The following is a 16,945-nucleotide window of genomic DNA, read 5'->3' on the forward strand; positions in this document are numbered from 1 at the left end:
ACCTGCTCTGGGAGCGCTCGGCGGGTCACCTCACCCAACCCTTCTTCACTGAGGGGTATGTGGGGTGGCTCGCCTTTGTCGTCTTCCAAGTAGTTCTCACCAGTGATCTGAGCCAAACAGATCAGGTCTCCAAATCACCGGGATTCCCGGAGAAATGGAGATCCTTCGATGAAGGTCACCTTCAGGCACGAAGCAGATAACAACAAGAACGAGTCCATCACTGACACTTTCGACATTGACCCTGGCGAGTTCGCTCTCATGATCGCAACCGACCGCCAGCAACGCGGCGCCGCTACTGGTGTTCCGCTCGACCAGGTTAAGCCCTGCACGCCGCAGAAGATTCTGGACGAGTTGTGGAACGCAGAGGAAGCGGCCACGCATCAGGCGGTTCGCGCCGATCGCGGCAAGGGTAAGAAGAAATGTACGTGTGGGGCTGGGTGCGGTCCTCGACGTGGATGCCGCGTCCCGAATAACAAGCCGTTTTCGTATGAGCAGATGCTCGAGATCGATCTTGACCCTGCTTCACCGGGTATCAGCGCTGAAGACCAGGTCATCGAACGCGAGGACAGTGTCGAGCGTGCCTGTGATCTCGAGGTGATGCGTGACGTCATCGCTGGTTTGGATTCGCAGCATCGTGAGGTGATGACGCGTCTGCTTGCAACCGACAAGCTCAATCAGGCGCAGGTGGCGCGCGATATGGGGTTGACCCGTGCTCGGGTATCGCAGCTGGTGGCAGAGGTAAAACCGCTGATCCGGCAGGCGGTTGAGGAGGCCCGATTTAACACTTCGAGCGGTGTCGGCAGTGGGGTGAAGGGAGAAGCCAACCGGGCTGCTCCCGCAAATGAGGAAGAAAGGTAAGCCCGATGGCTCGACATAGTCTCAAGCTTCATATTGCCCGGCATATCCCTGACAACCCCGGAATCGTCGCCACCAAGAATGTGACGCTGCGTGAACGGCTCATGCGCCTACTGCTTGGTACCCCACGCAAAGTCATGATTCTCGTTCCCGGTGACTCGGTCAAGCAGATCGACATCACCGAAAACACCGATGACGACCTCATGGCCCTGGCCGATGCTCTCAAGGCGGGTGAATCCAAATGATGATGCCGGAAATTAACGCCTTCATTCGTGATGGAAACCAGACGATGCGATCGCTCGCCGATTTGCTTGCGCGGGCTCAGCAGATCGTTGAGGAGAGCTTCGAAGACCACGCAGGAATGCCTGGTGAACGCCCGGAGCTTGCCCTGCAGATCAAGGAACCCTTCGAAACCATCCCAGCCACGCACGCCCAGCCAGAACTACTTGCGGACGAGCCAGAGGTTGAACCTGAACCGACGGTGACGTTGGAAGAAGTACGTGCTTTTCTTTCCGAGCTCTCAGCGCAAGGTCACACGGCAAAGGTTCGTGAGCTGATCGTCGAGGCTGGTGCGGACAAGCTCTCAGCGGTGGATCCGGCGAAGTTCGGCTGGCTGCTGGATCGAGCGAAGGAGATTGCTGATGGCACCGTCTGATCACGCACTCCTCTCAGCTTCTGGTGCTTACAGGTGGCTCAACTGCACACCCTCAGCGTGCCTCGAATCCGATGAGCCAGAATCCACGTCTGCGGCTGCCGAGCAAGGCACCGCCGCCCATGCACTGGCTGAGCACAAGCTCCGTCGCGCTTTGAAGCAGCGCTCGAAGCGGCCAGTCTCAACTTGGGTTGATGACGAGATGGAAATCCTCACGGACGACTATGTGGCGTTCGTCCAAGAACGCATCTCCATCGCCCAAGAATCCTGTGGTGATCCGCAGGTGCTGATCGAGCAACGCCTAGATTTCAGCCATGTGGTTCCGGGAGGTTTTGGCACCGGGGATTGCGTGATCATCGCCGAACCCACCTTGCAGATCATTGATCTCAAATACGGGCAAGGTGTGTTGGTTGAGGCTGAGCGTAATCCCCAGTTGATGCTCTACGCTCTCGGAGCCCTTCACACTTTCGGCGACCTGTACGACATCGAGCGCGTAGCGGTGACGATCTACCAACCGCGCCGGGGCAACGTCGACACCTGGGAAATCCCCGTCGCCGACCTCGAAGCGTGGGCTGAGGCAGAGGTGAAGCCGAAGGCTGAGCTGGCAGCGGCTGGCGAGGGCGAGTTTTGTCCGGGCTCGTGGTGTCAGTTCTGCAAGATTGCACCCACGTGTCGGGCGCGAGCGGAAGCCAACCTCGCCCTTGCAAAGCACGAGTTCGTCCCACCAGCAGAACTGTCCGACAGCGAGATTGCCGACGTGCTCACGCGGATTCCACAGCTCAAAACCTGGGCGTCGGACGTGGAAGCCTACGCCCTTTCCAAGGCCGTCAACCAGGGCGTGGTCTTTGAGGGGTTCAAGCTCGTAGCCGGACGGTCGATACGCAAATACACCTCCGAAACCGATGTCGCTGCAGCGGCTGAGGCGGCTGGCTATAGGGACATCTATGACCGCAAGCTCATCACCCTCACAGCGATGGAACGCCTCATGGGTAAACCCGCCTTCAACGAGATCCTCGGTGACCTCGTGACCAAGCCTGCAGGAAAACCCACGTTGGTTCCTGCATCCGATAAGCGGCCAGCGCTTGACCTGGTGAGTGCGGCCACCGATTTTCAACCAAACAAGTAACTAGTAGAAAGAAGAATGATTATGTCAACGACTAACACAACTCGTATTGTGACCGGCGAAGTCCGGCTGTCCTACGCACACGTGTGGGAGCCGAACTCCATCCAGGGAGGCAAACCGAAGTACTCCGTCTCCCTAATTATCCCGAAGTCCGATACTGCCACGATTGCGGCGATCGAGAAGGCCGTGGATGTAGCCATCGAAGCAGGTATCGGGAAGTTTGGTGGCAAGCGCCCCAACAAGGCCGCCCTCAAGTTGCCGCTGCGCGATGGGGATATTGAGCGTGACGACGAAGCCTACAAGGGTGCCTACTTCCTCAACGCCAACTCCCTGACCGCTCCGCAGATCGTCGATCAGAGCGTCGCCCCGATCCTCGACCGCGCCGAAGTGTACTCGGGCTGCTACGCACGCGTATCCCTGTCCTTCTATGCGTTCAACACAAACGGCAACCGAGGCATCGCCTGCGCACTGGGCAATATCCAAAAGACCCGTGACGGCGAGAGCCTTGGCGGTGGACGAGTTTCCGCTGAGACCGACTTCGGTGTCTTCGCCGCTGATGACGATTTCCTGAACTAACCATCCCCACACGTGGAGGGAATCAGCACATCTTGTTGGTTCCCTCCACTTTTCCTCTATGTGAAAGGAACCTCGTCATGCGAACACTCTTCTGCGATATTGAATCTTTCAGTCCCGTCCAGCTCGCTAAGACGGGTCTTTACCCGTATGCCGAGCACCCAGACTTCGAGCTGCTCCTGTTCGGCTATTCGATTGACGGCGGTCCAGTCGAAATGGTGGATCTCGCCAACGGACAATCAATGCCCGACGAGGTTCTGGCGGCTTTAGTTGATCCATCCGTCGTGAAGTGGGCGCATAACGCCGCCTTCGAACGAGTCTGCCTGTCCGCTTGGCTACGAGCGCATCATCCAGAGCTTCTCGCTGATGGGTTTCTTGGCCCAAGGCAGTGGCGCTGCACCATGATCTGGTCGGCTTATCTCGGTCTGCCGATGAGCCTCGACGCAGTAGCCACCGTCCTCAAACTCGACGTCCAAAAAGACACAGTAGGCAAGAAGCTGATCAAGCAGTTCTGCACACCCGCCACACCCTCAGTTCTGAACGGCGGCAAACACAGGAATCCACCATCAGCTGACCCAACCGGGTGGGCACGGTTCATCGACTACAACCGGCGTGACGTCGAAGTCGAGCTCGCCATCCACGACAGACTGGCGTCTTTTCCGATGCCCGAGGCCGAATGGGACACCTACGCTCTTGACCAACGCATTAATGATGCCGGGATTCTTCTCGACCACACGCTCGTCGATAATGCCGTTGCCGTGGACGAGCACCACCGCAACGCCACACTCGCTCGGGCACAGACATTGACTGGGTTGGAGAATCCGAACTCGCCCATCCAACTCAAACAATGGCTCGCATCGCGCGGCTGCGAACTCGAATCACTAGCGAAAGCCGAGGTCGATGCCGCCCTCGATACCGCCACTGGCGAGGTGAAAGAAGTCCTCGAACTGCGCGGCGATCTAGCAAAATCAAGCGTCAAGAAATACCAAGCCATGCAAAACGTCGCCGGAACCGATGGCCGTGCGCGCGGTCTTATCCAGTTCTACGGAGCAGGACGCACCGGACGCTTCGCCGGACGCCTCGTCCAAGTCCAAAACCTCCCAAGAAACTATCTATCTGACCTCGACCAAGCACGAACGCTCGTCAGAACAGGCAACCTCGACGCACTTGAGCTGCTCTACGAATCTGTACCAGACACCTTGAGTCAGTTGATTCGCACGGCGTTCATTCCCAGCCCTGAGTGCCGGTTTATTGTGGCGGACTTTTCTGCGATTGAGGCGCGCGTCATCGCCTGGCTAGCAGGAGAAACAACCACCCTCCAGGCCTTCCGCGCGGGCAAAGACCTCTATTGCGAAACCGCTTCCCGCATGTTCGGCGTCCCAGTAGAGAAGCACGGCGTTAATGGTGAGCTTCGTCAGAAGGGGAAGATTGCGGTGCTCGCCTGTGGTTATGGCGGATCTGTTGGTGCGCTGAAAGCCATGGGAGCACTGGGTATGGGACTCGCAGAACACGAGCTCAAACCCATCGTTGACGCATGGCGAGCCGCGAACCCACACATCGTCCAGCTCTGGGCAGATGTTGAAGAAGCCGTGATTGCTGCGATCATGTCGCGCCAGCCGCTTCGCCTGCGGAACCTGCGCTTTAGCGTTGAGTCTGGGATTCTCTTCATCGAACTGCCCTCCGGTAGACGGCTTGCCTACGTCCAGCCGCGTCTGGGTGAGAACAGGTGGGGTGGCACATCCATCACCTACACAGGCACCACCGCAGCCAGACGTTGGGGACAGTTAGAAACCTACGGTGGAAAACTTGTCGAGAATATCGTGCAGGCGATCGCTCGTGATCTGCTCGTCACCGGCATGCACGCCGTCGCTAAGGCTGGGCATCGGATTGTGATGCATGTGCACGACGAGATCGTTATCGACGAGCCCTTGGGCTCGGGCTTCACTGTTACGGACGCCTGCCAGCTCATGTCCACACTCCCTACCTGGGCTGAAGGTCTACCGCTGGATGCGGACGGCTACGAATGCGGCTACTACCGCAAGGACTAACCCTTATTGGTCGCCGAGAAGAACGTTCGGATCGGTTGTCATGAACTCCCGAAGATACGCAGCAATTTGCTGATCCGCAGCGCTCGGAGCCGGGTCGTTATCGAGGTCGCGCAGATATTCCATGAAGGCGAATAGGCGCATGTTTTTCGCCATCGCCCACACCGTTCCCTTATCAATCTCACTCATGCCATCCATGCTCGCTCGCGCAGCACTGTTTGTCTGCGGGGTATACGCGGGACGGATTTAACACTTTCGGGTTCGTCGGCAGTGGGGTGAGGCCCTTAACCCTTGTGCCGACCGGCACGACTTTTTCTCGACGGGGTCTCGGGAAGGAACCCCGCCATGGGAAACCAGATTCAAACATTCACCAACGACGTGTTCGGCACGATCCGAACCATCACCAATGATGGTCAGATCCTTTTCTGCGGGAAGGATGTCGCCGTCGCGCTCGGCTACCAGGATCCGACGAACGCGGTGAAGCTGCACTGCAAGGGGGTGGCAAATTACCACCCCCTTGAGACCGCTGGTGGAATCCAGCAGGTCCGCTTCATTACCGAAGGTGACCTCTATCGCCTCATCATCTCCTCAAAGCTCCCGGCAGCGCAGAAGTTCGAAGCCTGGGTGTTCGATGAAGTGCTACCGACGATTCGCCGCCACGGCCTGTACGCATACGACGAGCTGCTGGCTGACGATGAATTCTTGGAGCATGCCATCGCCACGCTGCGGGCCGAGCGAGTCAAGCGCCTCGCCGCAGAGCAAGCCTTGCTCGAAGCGGCACCGAAAGTCTCGTACTACGACGTCGTGTTGCAGTCCGATTCGTTGTTGACGACGACGGCGATTGCGAAGGACTACGGACTCTCCGCGAAGAAGCTCAACCGGATCCTGCGTGATGCTCACGTGCAGTTCCATCAGTCGGGCCGGTGGTTCCTCTACGCCCGCTTCGCCGAGCAGGGATACACCCAGTCCAAGACTCACGAATACGGCGAAGGCCAGACCCGCACCCACATGTACTGGACCCAGAAGGGACGTCTGTTCATCTACGACCTACTCAAGAACAAGCTCGGCATCCTCCCGGTCATTGAGCGTGAAGGTCAGGTGCAAGCATGAGCGCCACGATACTCGATATTGGGTTTTCGAAGAAAAATACCGAAGGCTATCTGGACCTGACGAGCTATCACGCGCTCAAGAAGCTGCAGCGCGAACAGTTTGGCTACCGGCCCTTGGTTTATATCTGCTCGCCCTACTCGGGCGACACGGAAGCGAACGTTGAGCTCGCCCGCCAATTCTGTGGATTTGCAGTGGGCGCGGGCAAGATCCCCTTCGCCCCCACACCTGCTGTTCCCGCAGTTTATGGATGACGCCAATCCCGATCAGCGGGAGCTGGCGATGTTTTTCAACCGAGTGCTGCTCGCCAAATGCGAAGCCCTATGGGCATACGTCGGACACGTATCTCCCGGTATGCGCCTAGAAATCGGCTGGGCACGCGACCTCGAGTTGCCGATTAAGTTTTTCGATTCTGATTTCAAGGAGGTCACCCCATGACCACGCCCTTCACTCTGTTTGCTGCCACGGTTACCGGCGTGCAGAACAATAACCACTACCCAAACAGGCACCGGGTTACTGACGCGGCCTTGCTATCGGCAGCCGCTGCCTTTGATCATGTGGCCGCAACCTATGCGAATGATCGCCGCTCAACTGCAGCCTTCATAGCCTCGGACTGCGTGGTGATGGATATCGACAACGATCACACCGAAACTCCGGCCGAGTGGGTCACGCCTGAGAAGCTTGGCGAGGTGATGGCGGGTGTGGAGTTCATGGCCGCCACGTCTCGTAATCACATGAAGGCGAAGGGTGTGTTGTCTGCGCGGCCGCGTTTCCACGTTTATTTCCCAATCCGAGAAGTACAAGGCGCAGACGAATACGCAGGATTGAAACACCGCCTCGCGTCGCGGTTTGCTTTCTTCGATCGCAACGCTCTTGACGCAGGACGCTTCATCTACGGCACCTCTAACCCACAAGTTACGGTGCATGAGGGCGATCAGCTCCTCAATGCATGGTTGGACGACGCTGACGAGATCGACGTGTTCGCCGCATTTGATGCCTCCACACTCGTGATTGGTGAAGGCTCGCGCAACGCTACGTTGTCGCGCTTCGCAGGCAGGGTCCTCATCCGCTACGGCGATACCGACCAAGCACGAGACCTCTTCGATCGCAAAGCCAACCTTTGCGAACCACCGCTCAGCGAGGGCGAATTACAGGCGATTTGGAATAGCGCGTGCAGGTTTGCTTCGAAGGTCGCTGCTGATCCAGGCTATCTGCCGCCAGAGGCTTATGAGGCGTTGGCGGGTTTGCGTCCGGATGATTTTTCCGATGTCGGTCAGGCAGACACATTAGCTGGCGAGTATGCGAACAAGATCCGCTACTCGCTCGCCACCAAGTGGCTCGTCTACGACCATGGCGTGTGGGACGAGAACGACTTATCCGCACAAGGCGTCGTTCAAGAACTGACCTCCCGCCAGCTCGAGGAAGCCGACCGCTTGATCGCGTCCACGTGGGAGACCATGACAGCAACCGGCGCAGATATCGTCATGGCCTCCGCCTCGTCGAAAGCACGCGGCATCGCCAAGCTCACGCCTGTGCAAGCGACCGCGTTCCGGGCGTGGGATGAGGCAAAGAACTACCACAAGTTCGTTCTATCTCGGCGTTTGTCACGCAACATCACGGCCACGTTGAAAGAAGCCGGGCCGATCTTGCAGGTGCGTATCCGTGACCTTGACGTCGACCCCTACCTGCTCAACACCCCGGCAGGTACCTGGGATCTGCGCGACGGTAGTAGTCACAGGCACAACCCAGCCGATCTGCTGACCAAGCAGACCGCTGTCAGCCCCGGCGATGAGGGCGCACAGATTTGGGCCGACGCGCTCGACGTGTTCTTCCAAGGAGATCCTGAGTTGATTGGTTATGTGCAGCGCATTGTGGGGTTGGCGGCTATCGGTCAGGTTTTCGTCGAAGCCCTCGTCATCGCCTACGGGGACGGACGAAACGGCAAATCCACGTTTTGGAACACGATCGCCCGCGTGTTGGGGACGTATTCGGGCACGATCTCAGCTGACGCGCTCACGGTCGGGGTACGCCGCAACGTCAAACCCGAACTCGCAGAAGCCAGAGGCAAACGTCTCTTGATCGCGGCTGAAACCGAAGAAGGCATGCGCCTATCAACCTCGAACGTCAAACAGCTGGCCTCAACCGATCAGATCTCGGCAGAGAAAAAGTTCAAGGACCCCTTCGCCTTCACCCCCTCCCACACGCTCGTGCTCTACACGAACCATCTACCGCGTGTGGGAGCCATGGACGCAGGCATCTGGCGCAGGCTCATCGTCATCCCGTTCAACGCCACCATCGAAGGCGATACGGACGTGAAGAACTACGCCGACCACCTCTACGAACACGCTGGCGGGGCGATCCTTTCCTGGATCATGGAGGGAGCGCACCTCATTCACAGTGAGGGCTACAAGCTCACTCCGCCGCCTCAGGTCGTTCAAGCCTCACAGGCCTATAAGGAAGACAACGACTGGTTCTCCCAGTTCCTTGAAGACTCATGCGACGTCGAGAACGGCTTATCAGAGCGTGCCGGTGACCTCTACCAGACGTATCGAGCGTGGGCACAAAACACCTCAGGATGGGCGCGCCCGATGGTCGACTTCAACGCTGCTGTCGAACAAGCCGGATTCGTGCGGAAAAAGACCAAACACGGCATGTACGTCTACGGGCTCGCGATCGCATCCGAGTTCGGCAGCTAACCCCATGATGACGAGCTGTGACGAGCCATTCCCTACCTTACGCATGTGAAATTACATTGTGTTTTTCTCTATATAAAAGGTTAGGAACGACTCGTCACATGCCGTCACCCCTACAAGCGAACTCAAGGAGTGACCATGAACGAACGAACCATAGAACACCAACTGAAGAAAGCCGTCGAAGCCTCTGGCGGCTTGTGCTGGAAGCTCGTCTGCCCTGGAACCAGCGGCGTACCTGACCGGATATGCCTGATGGACAGCCGGGCTGTTTTCGTCGAGCTCAAAGCAGCAGGCAAACAACCCAGGCCAATCCAGCAGCGTCGGATGAACCAACTGCGCGAGCAAGGCTTCACCGCATTGGTTGTCGATTCGGTGGACGGCATACAGGAGGCGCTTGATGCACTATCAGCCGCATAACTACCAAACCACCGCAACCCAATACATCATCGACCACGACGAGGCAGCAATCTTTCTCGGGATGGGCTTGGGCAAATCGGTGATCACGTTGACGGCGATCTGGCAGCTCATGCTCGACTACTTCACCATCCACCGCGTATTGGTCGTCGCTCCGTTGCGAGTTGCCCGCGATACGTGGCCTGCAGAAGTAGCCAAGTGGGATCACCTTGAAGGGCTCACCGTAGCAGTCGCTGTCGGAACCAAGCGAGATCGGCTGAACGCTCTTGCGGCGTCTGCGATGGTGACCGTCATCAACCGGGAAAACATTCCATGGTTGGTGAACCAACTCGGGGGTAGCTGGCCGTTCGACATGGTCATCATCGACGAACTCTCCAGCTTCAAAAACCACCGGGCGAAGCGGTTCACGGCGCTGGTGAAAATGCGGCCGCACGTTAAGCGCTGGGTTGGCCTGACCGGCACGCCTGCAGCAAATGGACTGATGGATGTGTGGGCGCAGTTCCGGCTCCTCGACGGCGGTCAGCGTTTGGGCCGGTTTATCACTCGTTATCGCGAGCGTTGGTTCGTGCCCGATAAGCGCAACGGGATGCAGGTGTTCACCTATAAGCCCCGCGCGGGCGCTGAGGATGAGATCTACGGTGCGATTGGTGACATGACGTTGTCGATGCGAACCACCGACCACCTTCAGCTACCGGAATTGACGGTGACGACAATGCCTGTGGTGCTGGAGCCGAAAGAACGACGCGTGTATGAGCAGTTGAAATCTGATCTTGTCCTCGACCTTGATGGGGCGACGATTGACGCTGCGAACGCTGCTGCGTTGTCGGGCAAGCTCCTGCAGTTAGCGTCGGGCGCGATCTACACCAGCGACGGTCAATGGACTGCGGCTCATGATCGCAAGCTCGACGCTCTCGAAGACCTTGTTGAGGCAGCCAACGGCAGCCCGTTGCTGGCGGCGTACTGGTTCGCCCATGACCGCGAGCGTATCACCGCCCGCTTCCCGCAGGCTCGCGAACTGAAAACAAGCGCGGAGATCGAGGCATGGAACAAAGGTGAGATCACCCTCGGCTTGATCCACCCCGCGAGCGCTGGCCACGGATTGAACCTCCAGTCAGGTGGGCATCTGTTGGTGTGGTTCTCACTGACCTGGAGCCTGGAGCTCTATCAACAGACGAACGCTCGCTTGTATCGGCAAGGACAGTTAGAGCCGGTCACGATCACGCATCTTGTTGCGGAAGGGACGCTCGATGAAGCCGTGCTCAAAGCCCTTGATACGAAAGATGCTACGCAGGCTGCGTTGATTGACGCGGTCGCACAAGAAATCCAAACAACCACTGAAAGGACACGCTCATGCATGTGATGACGAAATACCTCGACACAAGGAAAGCTGCGATCGCTGCGCTGCAGGATTATGCGGTGATGGAACAGATCATCGAGAGTACCGACGAGCAGATCAAGGCGGCTTATGCTGATGCAGCTAGCCCCGCATCACCGCGCATGGACGGCACACCGCCCTCGGGTGATCTGCACGCGTCCGAGAACAGGATCGTGGCAACGATCGAGCGAATAGATGCGTACAAGGCTCGCTACCTGCAGGCTCGCCAGTACATGGACTGGTTCTTGCCTGCGTGGGAAGTCATCGCTGAAGACGACCGCTTCATCCTCGAAGGCTTCTTCCTCAGCGAGGGGACGCAAGATGAGAAGGTGTCGATGATCGCCGATCATTTCTACGTCGAGCGTGACACGGTCTATCGGCGCAAGAACCGGGCCCTCGACAGGTTCGCCACCGCCTTGTATGGACAGCTCTAGCGTTAGCGGGTATCCGAAACATGCGATAGAAAACCGCATATCAGTGTGAGAACATATAAGTGGTTGAAAAGTAGGTGAAGCCCCAAGAACCCACACGGGAACTTGGGGCTTCACCATGTTCGGGAAGGAGCTAGCGATGCCGGTCAAACCAGCGTCCCCGTGCTCCCACCCTGGTTGTCCTGAGCTCACCCGCGAGCGCTACTGCGACGCCCACGCCAAGGCTGAGGATGCTCGGTATCGGAAGTATCAGCGGAATCCGAAGATCAATCGTAGATATGGTTCACGCTGGCGTAAAATCCGTGCCGCCTACGTCGCCGCCCACCCGCTCTGCGAAGACTGCCTAGAGGCCGGATGCTACACACCCGTACAAGAGGTTCACCACATTCTCCCGCTCGAACACGGCGGCACCCACGACTTTGATAACCTCCGAAGCCTGTGCAAGCCCTGCCACTCGCGCCAGAGCGCGCTCGATGATGACCGATGGAGGCAACAACCTCGGGTCTACACCTACTAGATTTTTGAAAATCGCGACATAACCACTAAGCACTTCCCCACCCTAAAAATATTGACCTTGTTCCAGCGCCAAGTTACGGAACAAGTCGAGGATTCGGTTAGGGGTTGGGGGCGTCGAATCTCTACGACTCGCTGAGGGGTCAGCGGGCGGGGCCCACCGCGCGCAAAGTCCCCGAATCAAACAAGGTATTAACACTTCGGGCTTCGTCGGCAGTACCAGTGAGGGGTTAAATCCCGCTGAGTGTTGCTCGGTTTTCTTGCGCTTTGTCCGTCCGGATTTGGGTTTCCCAGGGACGTACAGGTGAGGGCAAAAACTCGGAGCTTCTCATCCGGTGTTCTGGATCCCTCCCTGGCAGGTGTTCGCCTGTCTTGAATTAACAAACTGGTTTCTAAAAAGGAGGAATCATGACAGATCAAATGGTGCTAAAAACACAGCAATGGCTCAATCGCACCTATAGGAGCAAGGCTGGATTCGGTTCAGTCGTAGAGGACGGATATACCGGCTGGGGCACTATCAACGCTTTGATTCGAGCTCTGCAAATCGAGCTGGGTATTACGACAACGGCGAACAATTTCGGACCGGGAACTATCAGTCGCTTCCAGTCTCGGTGGCCTAACGGCATCCACCAACAGGATGACGGTGCACAGGAGACTTCTAATGTGTACGGCATTATCCAAGGCGCCTTGTGGTGCAAGGGATACTCTGCCGGTGCCAGCGATATCACGACTCACTTCTATAGCGGAACTGGAAAGGCCATCAAACAGCTTAAGAGCGACATGGGCATTGGTGGAGATTCCACTGTGACGCTCGACGTCATGAAAGCGCTGTTGTCAATGCAGCAATTCGTCCTGCTTCGCTCTTATGGGGGCATTTCAGCGATCCGCCAAGCACAGCAACAAATCAATCAACAGTATCGCGCTTATACCGGAATCATCCCAACCGATGGACTCTACGGTCGGGAAATGAACACTGCTCTGATTCAGGTTTTGCAAGCCATTGAAGGATTTAGCCCTGCGGAAGCCACAGGTAATTTCGGCAATGGCACCAAAGCGCGTCTAACAATAGTTACACCCAGCAATGCGGCAAGTTTACCGAAGTGGGCTTGGCTAGCTCAGGTTGCTCTAGTGTGTAACCGGATTTCTCCCGATATCTATCCTTCTGCACAAACCGCACTGTCAACGTTCGTTCCGCAATTCCAAGCAAAGTATCAGCTCCCACGAAGTGGGGTGGTCGACTCGACTACATGGATGAGCCTGCTCACCTCGAAAGGTGATCCGAATCGCGCCTGCAAAGCATGCGATACACGCTTCGAGATTACGGCTGAGCGACTCAACCTACTTAAGGCGAACGGCTATGAGATCGTAGGACGTTACCTGACTGAGCCGAATCAGGATTCAAAAGATCCGTCTGACTATTTCAAAGCAATTCGCCCCGGAGAACTTGAACGCATCACCAACGGAGGGATGAAGTTCTTCCCGATTTTCCAGGAGTACTCAACCAAGCTTCGACACTTCACGCGGGAAAACGGCGCTCGGCACGCGACGCTTGCAAGGCAAGCCGCCCAAAGACTTGGCATTCCGGGAACGTATATCTATTTCGCTGTTGATTTCGATGCGACCGACCCCGAGGTCACAAGTCACATTCTTCCGTATTTCCAGGGTGTGCGTGGAAGCCTGGGAGGCGGATACAAAGTGGGTATCTACGCATCACGCAATATTTGTAGCCGCATCATTAAAGCCGGATACGCTGGAAGCGCGTTCGTCTCGGACATGTCCACAGGATTTTCTGGCAACCTCGGCTTCCCTATTCCTGATAGTTGGAACTATGATCAGTTCACTGAAATCAGTGACTACAAGGGTGCTGGTTTTGACCTAGACAGGGTCGCCTATTCAGGACAAGCAGCGGCAGTTGATCATGTTGCTCCTTCGAGTGCCGGTGACGCTGCGCCCGACACCAGCATCGATTACAACAAGCTGGCTCCGATTGATCTGATCTGGCATTTAGAGAAGCGCTTTGAGGAATTACGTGCTGATAGCAAAGTTGGTGAGGACTACGTTGCGGGTTCTCATGGTGCGGGAACGTGGATTGCCGTTCCGACTTGGCGTTGCATCCTCAACTATTTAGCAAAAGCCTACCTGCGTGACGGTGGTAGTGGATCTGCGGTGAATTGGTCCGTGTCTGCCGAAAGTTTCAGGAGTGCTGACGCGAGCGTACTCGAGAAGGACGCTGTAGGCAAGAAGATCATCGCTGCCTTGAATCGCTATATTGATAACACTTGGCGGCAATCCATGACTGACAAGACCGGAGAATCAGTTGATCTGGCGCATCTGGCGGCAACAACACTTGGATACACCAACTGGAATGTTATCCCTGATGCATGGACTGGCTGGGCTGGAGATCTAGCCACAGCGATGGAAAATATTCAGAAAACGCTTGAGTGGAATCCCAGTGCGAACCTGGATCAGGTGGCCACAGCTCTAGTCGGTCAAGGTAACGATTACCGTCAGCATCCTGGCTTGAAGGGGCTAGTACTTGACAAGAAAAACGACAAGGGAGAATGGGAATCGGTAGGAAACAACTGTAACCGTGACGACCTCTGCTGTGACGGAGACGCCATCGTTATCGCTAACACGCTAGAAAACGGCAATGATTCCAACGCTCATCTTTTGTCAGCAACATTGCGAGAGTACTACAACAATTCCAGCAAACTAGCCAACAGATTCAAGCAGATTGGCTGGAGCTTGGGGGCGAATAATTCCACTGAGGCGTATCAGAAAATAAGTGAATATGCCGACTTGGATAGCGCCGTTTTAGGATGGTTCCTGGCTGGATACGTCAAGGAAGAGATTCGTTTAACAGCTTGCCGAAAGCTAGCTGAATTCATCTACTGATAATTGATTTGGTCTTTTCCTTGGTGGGGCGCTTGGGTAAAAACGCTAAACCCAAGCGCTACACCACCAACAACAAGAGCGCCGATGGCGGGAACGGAAAACTGGCTCAGCAGTTGAGAAAAAGAATCACTATGAACTAACGAGCCAACACCATCGAGTGAAAATAGAAAAGCTGAGAGTCCAATAAAGGCTCCTGCTGAAAGTTGCAACGCGCGGGCAGATTGAATACCGATGATATGTTTATTGAAAAGCAGAAGAAGAATCGTGAAACACACATACATGATTGGCATCAATAAGAAGACCACAAAAAATCTCTGATCCTGATCCTTGCACCGTTGAAAGATGGCGGCGAAAAGCCACGCGCCGACAAAATATGCCAGAGCGGATACAAGAAACACAGATATTTTTTTGATGACCAGTCCCTTCAACTTTTCGCTACACATTTTGATAGGGCAACGGCATCAGGAGTTGTATCCCCAATAGGTTTTCATTCTACAAGAAGGGTTTCCCTGCATTGCTAAGGGTAGTGCTGATCGGGCGGATGTCGCGTGAATGCGGGCACGAGGCCTGGTGCGTTGAACCCGACAGTCACGAAAAGGCGCACGGGAGCGCCTATACCAGAGGCTCCCGAGTATCTGTCTGACGCTTCATTAGTGACCCAAAATCACCAACCAAAACCCCGCCAACAGCACAAACACCACAGAAAAACCAGAAAACTAAAAAGTTGCACGACTCAGGTTCTACCCGGTGATTTACGGGGTGGATCGGGACGACGACTGGACCGACGAAGCACTGTGGGCGAAAGCCAACCCGTCCCTGAGCATCACTGTCCCGATCGAAAAGGTCAGGGCAGCAGCTAACTCGGCGAAGCAGAATCCGGCCGAGGAAAACACGTTCAGGCAGCTGAGGTTGAACCAGTGGGTGAAGCAGTCTGTGCGGTGGATGTCCATGCACGTCTGGAACCAAAACTCAGCACCCATTGACCTTTCTGATCGCGAGGGGCGGGTGTGTTACAGCGGGCTCGATCTTGCCTCGACGACAGATATCACAGCGTTCGCGCTCGTCTTCCCACCGCAAACTGGTGATGAAGCGTATGTGATTGCGCCGTGGTTCTGGATCCCCGAAGACAACCTCAAACTAAGGGTTGCCCGTGATCACGTGCCCTACGACCTGTGGCAACAGCAAGGCTTCCTGCAGACCACGGAGGGCAACGTGGTGCACTACGGGTATATCGAGAAGTTCATTGAGGATCTTGGCACCCGGTTTAATATCCGACAGATTGCTTTCGACCGGTGGGGTGCTGTCCAAATGAACCAAAACCTCGAAGGTCTCGGTTTCACCGTGGTCCCGTTCGGGCAGAGATTCAAGGATATGAGCCCGCCGTCGAAGGAGCTGATGAAACTTGCCTTAGAGGGCAAGCTCGCCCACGGAGGACATCCAGTGTTGTCGTGGATGGTCGATAACATTCACGTGCGCACCGACCCAGCAGGCAACATCAAGCCAGATAAGCAAAAGAGCACGGAGAAGATCGACGGCGTGGTGGCCATCATTATGGCCCTCGACCGCGCCATCCGCTGTGGCACAGGGACATCAACAGGATCGGTCTACGATCAGCGCGGGTTACTGGTGTTGTAGTAGGTGGTATGCGTCGTGGGGTTGTTTGCCTCGCCAATGGGCAAGCCCGCCGAACCCTGGATGCAGTGGATGTTCCTTCTTGGATAGGTACGCCTGAACCTGGTGATCGGCAGAAATAAGCAAGTCGATCTCGGGTATTAGTTGTTTGAGCACTGTGTTTTTCCACGGGAACTTCTTTTTATTGGGGGTACCCCACATCAGATGAACACAGTGGCATTTCGGGAGAATCACTCTCAGTATCTGACGGGTAATGTCGATGGAATCCAGAATCTTCTGGCGGCCAGAACCGCTATCCCAACAAGGCAGATCACGATGCTGCCCAATCAAAGGGAGCAGGTTTAGGATCGTCATTGAACGCCAATCGAGCGGAGAACCATCTTCGCCGACAGGGAAATACTTCAGAACCATTTTGGTCGTTGGATCACCACCCGGTTTCCGAGCAGCAAATTGCGTCGCACTCGATGGGTTAATCCCAATAAACACAAGGTCTCGACTATTCGCTGGATTCACCGGCGTACGTAGAAACCAGCGTTTTTGTTCGGCGTGTGGGTCTTTCGGGAATACGAGTTCGCCATCATCCCACGCGGCTTGAAATTCATTGATGAGCGTAGTCATTTATCCATTGTCTCAAGAA

At 56.1% G+C, this 16,945-nt stretch carries 18 protein-coding genes and 1 pseudogene; 16 read left to right on the top strand and 3 right to left on the bottom strand.

The annotated features are described in order from the left end of the window. The first annotated feature begins 168 nt into the window (after positions 1-168). The 6 genes from QP109_RS02445 to QP109_RS02470 all read left to right on the top strand — a co-directional run bounded on the left by QP109_RS02445 (position 169) and on the right by QP109_RS02470 (position 5,251). Positions 169-858, top strand: coding sequence for a sigma factor-like helix-turn-helix DNA-binding protein (locus tag QP109_RS02445; RefSeq protein WP_285023103.1), 690 nt, complete (start codon positions 169-171; stop codon positions 856-858). A 5-nt stretch (positions 859-863) separates the two neighbouring features. Then, a complete protein-coding gene (locus QP109_RS02450) occupies positions 864-1,100 on the top strand; it encodes a hypothetical protein (RefSeq protein ID WP_024330645.1) in 237 nt (78 codons plus the stop codon). Continuing rightward, entirely contained in the window at positions 1,097-1,510 is a 414-nt protein-coding gene (locus tag QP109_RS02455; protein WP_024330644.1) for a hypothetical protein, read from the top strand. Before QP109_RS02450 ends, QP109_RS02455 begins: the two co-directional genes overlap by 4 nt. Beyond that, positions 1,497-2,633 (top strand): DUF2800 domain-containing protein, encoded by a 1,137-nt coding sequence (locus tag QP109_RS02460; protein WP_024330643.1) that lies wholly within the window; start codon positions 1,497-1,499, stop codon positions 2,631-2,633. The genes QP109_RS02455 and QP109_RS02460 overlap by 14 nt, the downstream gene beginning before the upstream one ends. Before the next feature lie 15 nt (positions 2,634-2,648). Continuing rightward, the gene (locus QP109_RS02465; protein ID WP_081638866.1) at positions 2,649-3,206 is read left to right on the top strand and encodes a DUF2815 family protein; all 558 of its coding nucleotides are present in this window, start codon (positions 2,649-2,651) and stop codon (positions 3,204-3,206) included. 77 nt (positions 3,207-3,283) lie between these two features. Then, positions 3,284-5,251, top strand: coding sequence for a DNA polymerase (locus tag QP109_RS02470; protein ID WP_285023107.1), 1,968 nt, complete (start codon positions 3,284-3,286; stop codon positions 5,249-5,251). 3 nt (positions 5,252-5,254) lie between these two features. Here QP109_RS02470 and QP109_RS02475 read toward each other — a convergent pair whose 3' ends face one another. Beyond that, positions 5,255-5,437 (bottom strand): hypothetical protein, encoded by a 183-nt coding sequence (locus tag QP109_RS02475; RefSeq protein WP_256756088.1) that lies wholly within the window; start codon positions 5,435-5,437, stop codon positions 5,255-5,257. Between the two features lie 156 nt (positions 5,438-5,593). Between QP109_RS02475 and QP109_RS02480 the strand changes: the two genes are divergently transcribed. The 9 genes from QP109_RS02480 (at position 5,594) to QP109_RS02515 (ending at position 14,676) form a co-directional block, all read left to right on the top strand. Then, positions 5,594-6,358 (top strand): phage antirepressor, encoded by a 765-nt coding sequence (locus QP109_RS02480; RefSeq protein ID WP_285023110.1) that lies wholly within the window; start codon positions 5,594-5,596, stop codon positions 6,356-6,358. After that, positions 6,355-6,609, top strand: coding sequence for a DUF7768 domain-containing protein (locus QP109_RS09380; protein ID WP_502929268.1), 255 nt, complete (start codon positions 6,355-6,357; stop codon positions 6,607-6,609). Before QP109_RS02480 ends, QP109_RS09380 begins: the two co-directional genes overlap by 4 nt. Continuing rightward, on the top strand, positions 6,602-6,793 hold the full coding sequence (locus QP109_RS09385; RefSeq protein WP_502929269.1) for a DUF7768 domain-containing protein: 192 nt from the start codon (positions 6,602-6,604) through the stop codon (positions 6,791-6,793). The genes QP109_RS09380 and QP109_RS09385 overlap by 8 nt, the downstream gene beginning before the upstream one ends. Then, complete coding sequence (locus tag QP109_RS02490; RefSeq protein ID WP_062613126.1) at positions 6,790-9,051, top strand: phage/plasmid primase, P4 family; 2,262 nt, start codon at positions 6,790-6,792, stop codon at positions 9,049-9,051. The genes QP109_RS09385 and QP109_RS02490 overlap by 4 nt, the downstream gene beginning before the upstream one ends. A 135-nt stretch (positions 9,052-9,186) precedes the next feature. After that, on the top strand, positions 9,187-9,465 hold the full coding sequence (locus QP109_RS02495; protein WP_285023112.1) for a VRR-NUC domain-containing protein: 279 nt from the start codon (positions 9,187-9,189) through the stop codon (positions 9,463-9,465). Beyond that, positions 9,446-10,822 carry an SNF2-related protein gene (locus QP109_RS02500; protein ID WP_071129493.1) on the top strand — a complete coding sequence of 459 codons (1,377 nt, stop codon included), beginning with the start codon at positions 9,446-9,448 and terminating at the stop codon, positions 10,820-10,822. The genes QP109_RS02495 and QP109_RS02500 overlap by 20 nt, the downstream gene beginning before the upstream one ends. Further along, positions 10,813-11,271, top strand: a complete 459-nt coding sequence (locus tag QP109_RS02505; RefSeq protein WP_062613131.1) for a hypothetical protein — start codon at positions 10,813-10,815, stop codon at positions 11,269-11,271. Before QP109_RS02500 ends, QP109_RS02505 begins: the two co-directional genes overlap by 10 nt. A gap of 136 nt (positions 11,272-11,407) precedes the next feature. Next, positions 11,408-11,785, top strand: a complete 378-nt coding sequence (locus QP109_RS02510) for an HNH endonuclease (RefSeq protein ID WP_285023113.1) — start codon at positions 11,408-11,410, stop codon at positions 11,783-11,785. 404 nt (positions 11,786-12,189) lie between these two features. Beyond that, positions 12,190-14,676, top strand: coding sequence for a glycoside hydrolase domain-containing protein (locus QP109_RS02515; protein ID WP_285023114.1), 2,487 nt, complete (start codon positions 12,190-12,192; stop codon positions 14,674-14,676). Here QP109_RS02515 and QP109_RS02520 read toward each other — a convergent pair. Then, the gene (locus QP109_RS02520; protein ID WP_285023116.1) at positions 14,670-15,104 is read right to left on the bottom strand and encodes a hypothetical protein; all 435 of its coding nucleotides are present in this window, start codon (positions 15,102-15,104) and stop codon (positions 14,670-14,672) included. The two genes, QP109_RS02515 and QP109_RS02520, sit on opposite strands and share 7 nt — an antisense overlap. Before the next feature lie 310 nt (positions 15,105-15,414). On the opposite strand from QP109_RS02520, the pseudogene QP109_RS02525 reads away from it, so the two are divergent. Next, positions 15,415-16,311, top strand: a pseudogene (locus QP109_RS02525) (terminase TerL endonuclease subunit); the annotation flags it as partial. On the opposite strand, the gene QP109_RS02530 reads toward QP109_RS02525, so the two are convergent. Next, entirely contained in the window at positions 16,297-16,926 is a 630-nt protein-coding gene (locus QP109_RS02530; protein WP_285023121.1) for a DUF1643 domain-containing protein, read from the bottom strand. The pseudogene QP109_RS02525 and the gene QP109_RS02530 sit on opposite strands and share 15 nt — an antisense overlap. Positions 16,927-16,945 lie beyond the last annotated feature (19 nt).

It is taken from the genome of Pauljensenia sp. UMB9872, assembly GCF_030212665.1.
In the GTDB taxonomy this organism is placed as follows: Bacteria; Actinomycetota; Actinomycetes; order Actinomycetales; family Actinomycetaceae; genus Pauljensenia; species Pauljensenia turicensis_B.

What these genes read in the sequence shown, in the direction of transcription:
- QP109_RS02445 (WP_285023103.1), top strand. Translation starts at nt 169, where the DNA reads ATGAAGGTCACCTTCAGGCACGAAGCAGATAACAACAAGAACGAGTCC.
- QP109_RS02450 (WP_024330645.1), top strand. Translation starts at nt 864, where the DNA reads ATGGCTCGACATAGTCTCAAGCTTCATATTGCCCGGCATATCCCTGAC.
- QP109_RS02455 (WP_024330644.1), top strand. Translation starts at nt 1,097, where the DNA reads ATGATGATGCCGGAAATTAACGCCTTCATTCGTGATGGAAACCAGACG.
- QP109_RS02460 (WP_024330643.1), top strand. Translation starts at nt 1,497, where the DNA reads ATGGCACCGTCTGATCACGCACTCCTCTCAGCTTCTGGTGCTTACAGG.
- QP109_RS02465 (WP_081638866.1), top strand. Translation starts at nt 2,649, where the DNA reads ATGATTATGTCAACGACTAACACAACTCGTATTGTGACCGGCGAAGTC.
- QP109_RS02470 (WP_285023107.1), top strand. Translation starts at nt 3,284, where the DNA reads ATGCGAACACTCTTCTGCGATATTGAATCTTTCAGTCCCGTCCAGCTC.
- QP109_RS02475 (WP_256756088.1), bottom strand. Translation starts at nt 5,437, where the DNA reads ATGAGTGAGATTGATAAGGGAACGGTGTGGGCGATGGCGAAAAACATG.
- QP109_RS02480 (WP_285023110.1), top strand. Translation starts at nt 5,594, where the DNA reads ATGGGAAACCAGATTCAAACATTCACCAACGACGTGTTCGGCACGATC.
- QP109_RS09380 (WP_502929268.1), top strand. Translation starts at nt 6,355, where the DNA reads ATGAGCGCCACGATACTCGATATTGGGTTTTCGAAGAAAAATACCGAA.
- QP109_RS09385 (WP_502929269.1), top strand. Translation starts at nt 6,602, where the DNA reads ATGGATGACGCCAATCCCGATCAGCGGGAGCTGGCGATGTTTTTCAAC.
- QP109_RS02490 (WP_062613126.1), top strand. Translation starts at nt 6,790, where the DNA reads ATGACCACGCCCTTCACTCTGTTTGCTGCCACGGTTACCGGCGTGCAG.
- QP109_RS02495 (WP_285023112.1), top strand. Translation starts at nt 9,187, where the DNA reads ATGAACGAACGAACCATAGAACACCAACTGAAGAAAGCCGTCGAAGCC.
- QP109_RS02500 (WP_071129493.1), top strand. Translation starts at nt 9,446, where the DNA reads ATGCACTATCAGCCGCATAACTACCAAACCACCGCAACCCAATACATC.
- QP109_RS02505 (WP_062613131.1), top strand. Translation starts at nt 10,813, where the DNA reads ATGCATGTGATGACGAAATACCTCGACACAAGGAAAGCTGCGATCGCT.
- QP109_RS02510 (WP_285023113.1), top strand. Translation starts at nt 11,408, where the DNA reads ATGCCGGTCAAACCAGCGTCCCCGTGCTCCCACCCTGGTTGTCCTGAG.
- QP109_RS02515 (WP_285023114.1), top strand. Translation starts at nt 12,190, where the DNA reads ATGACAGATCAAATGGTGCTAAAAACACAGCAATGGCTCAATCGCACC.
- QP109_RS02530 (WP_285023121.1), bottom strand. Translation starts at nt 16,926, where the DNA reads ATGACTACGCTCATCAATGAATTTCAAGCCGCGTGGGATGATGGCGAA.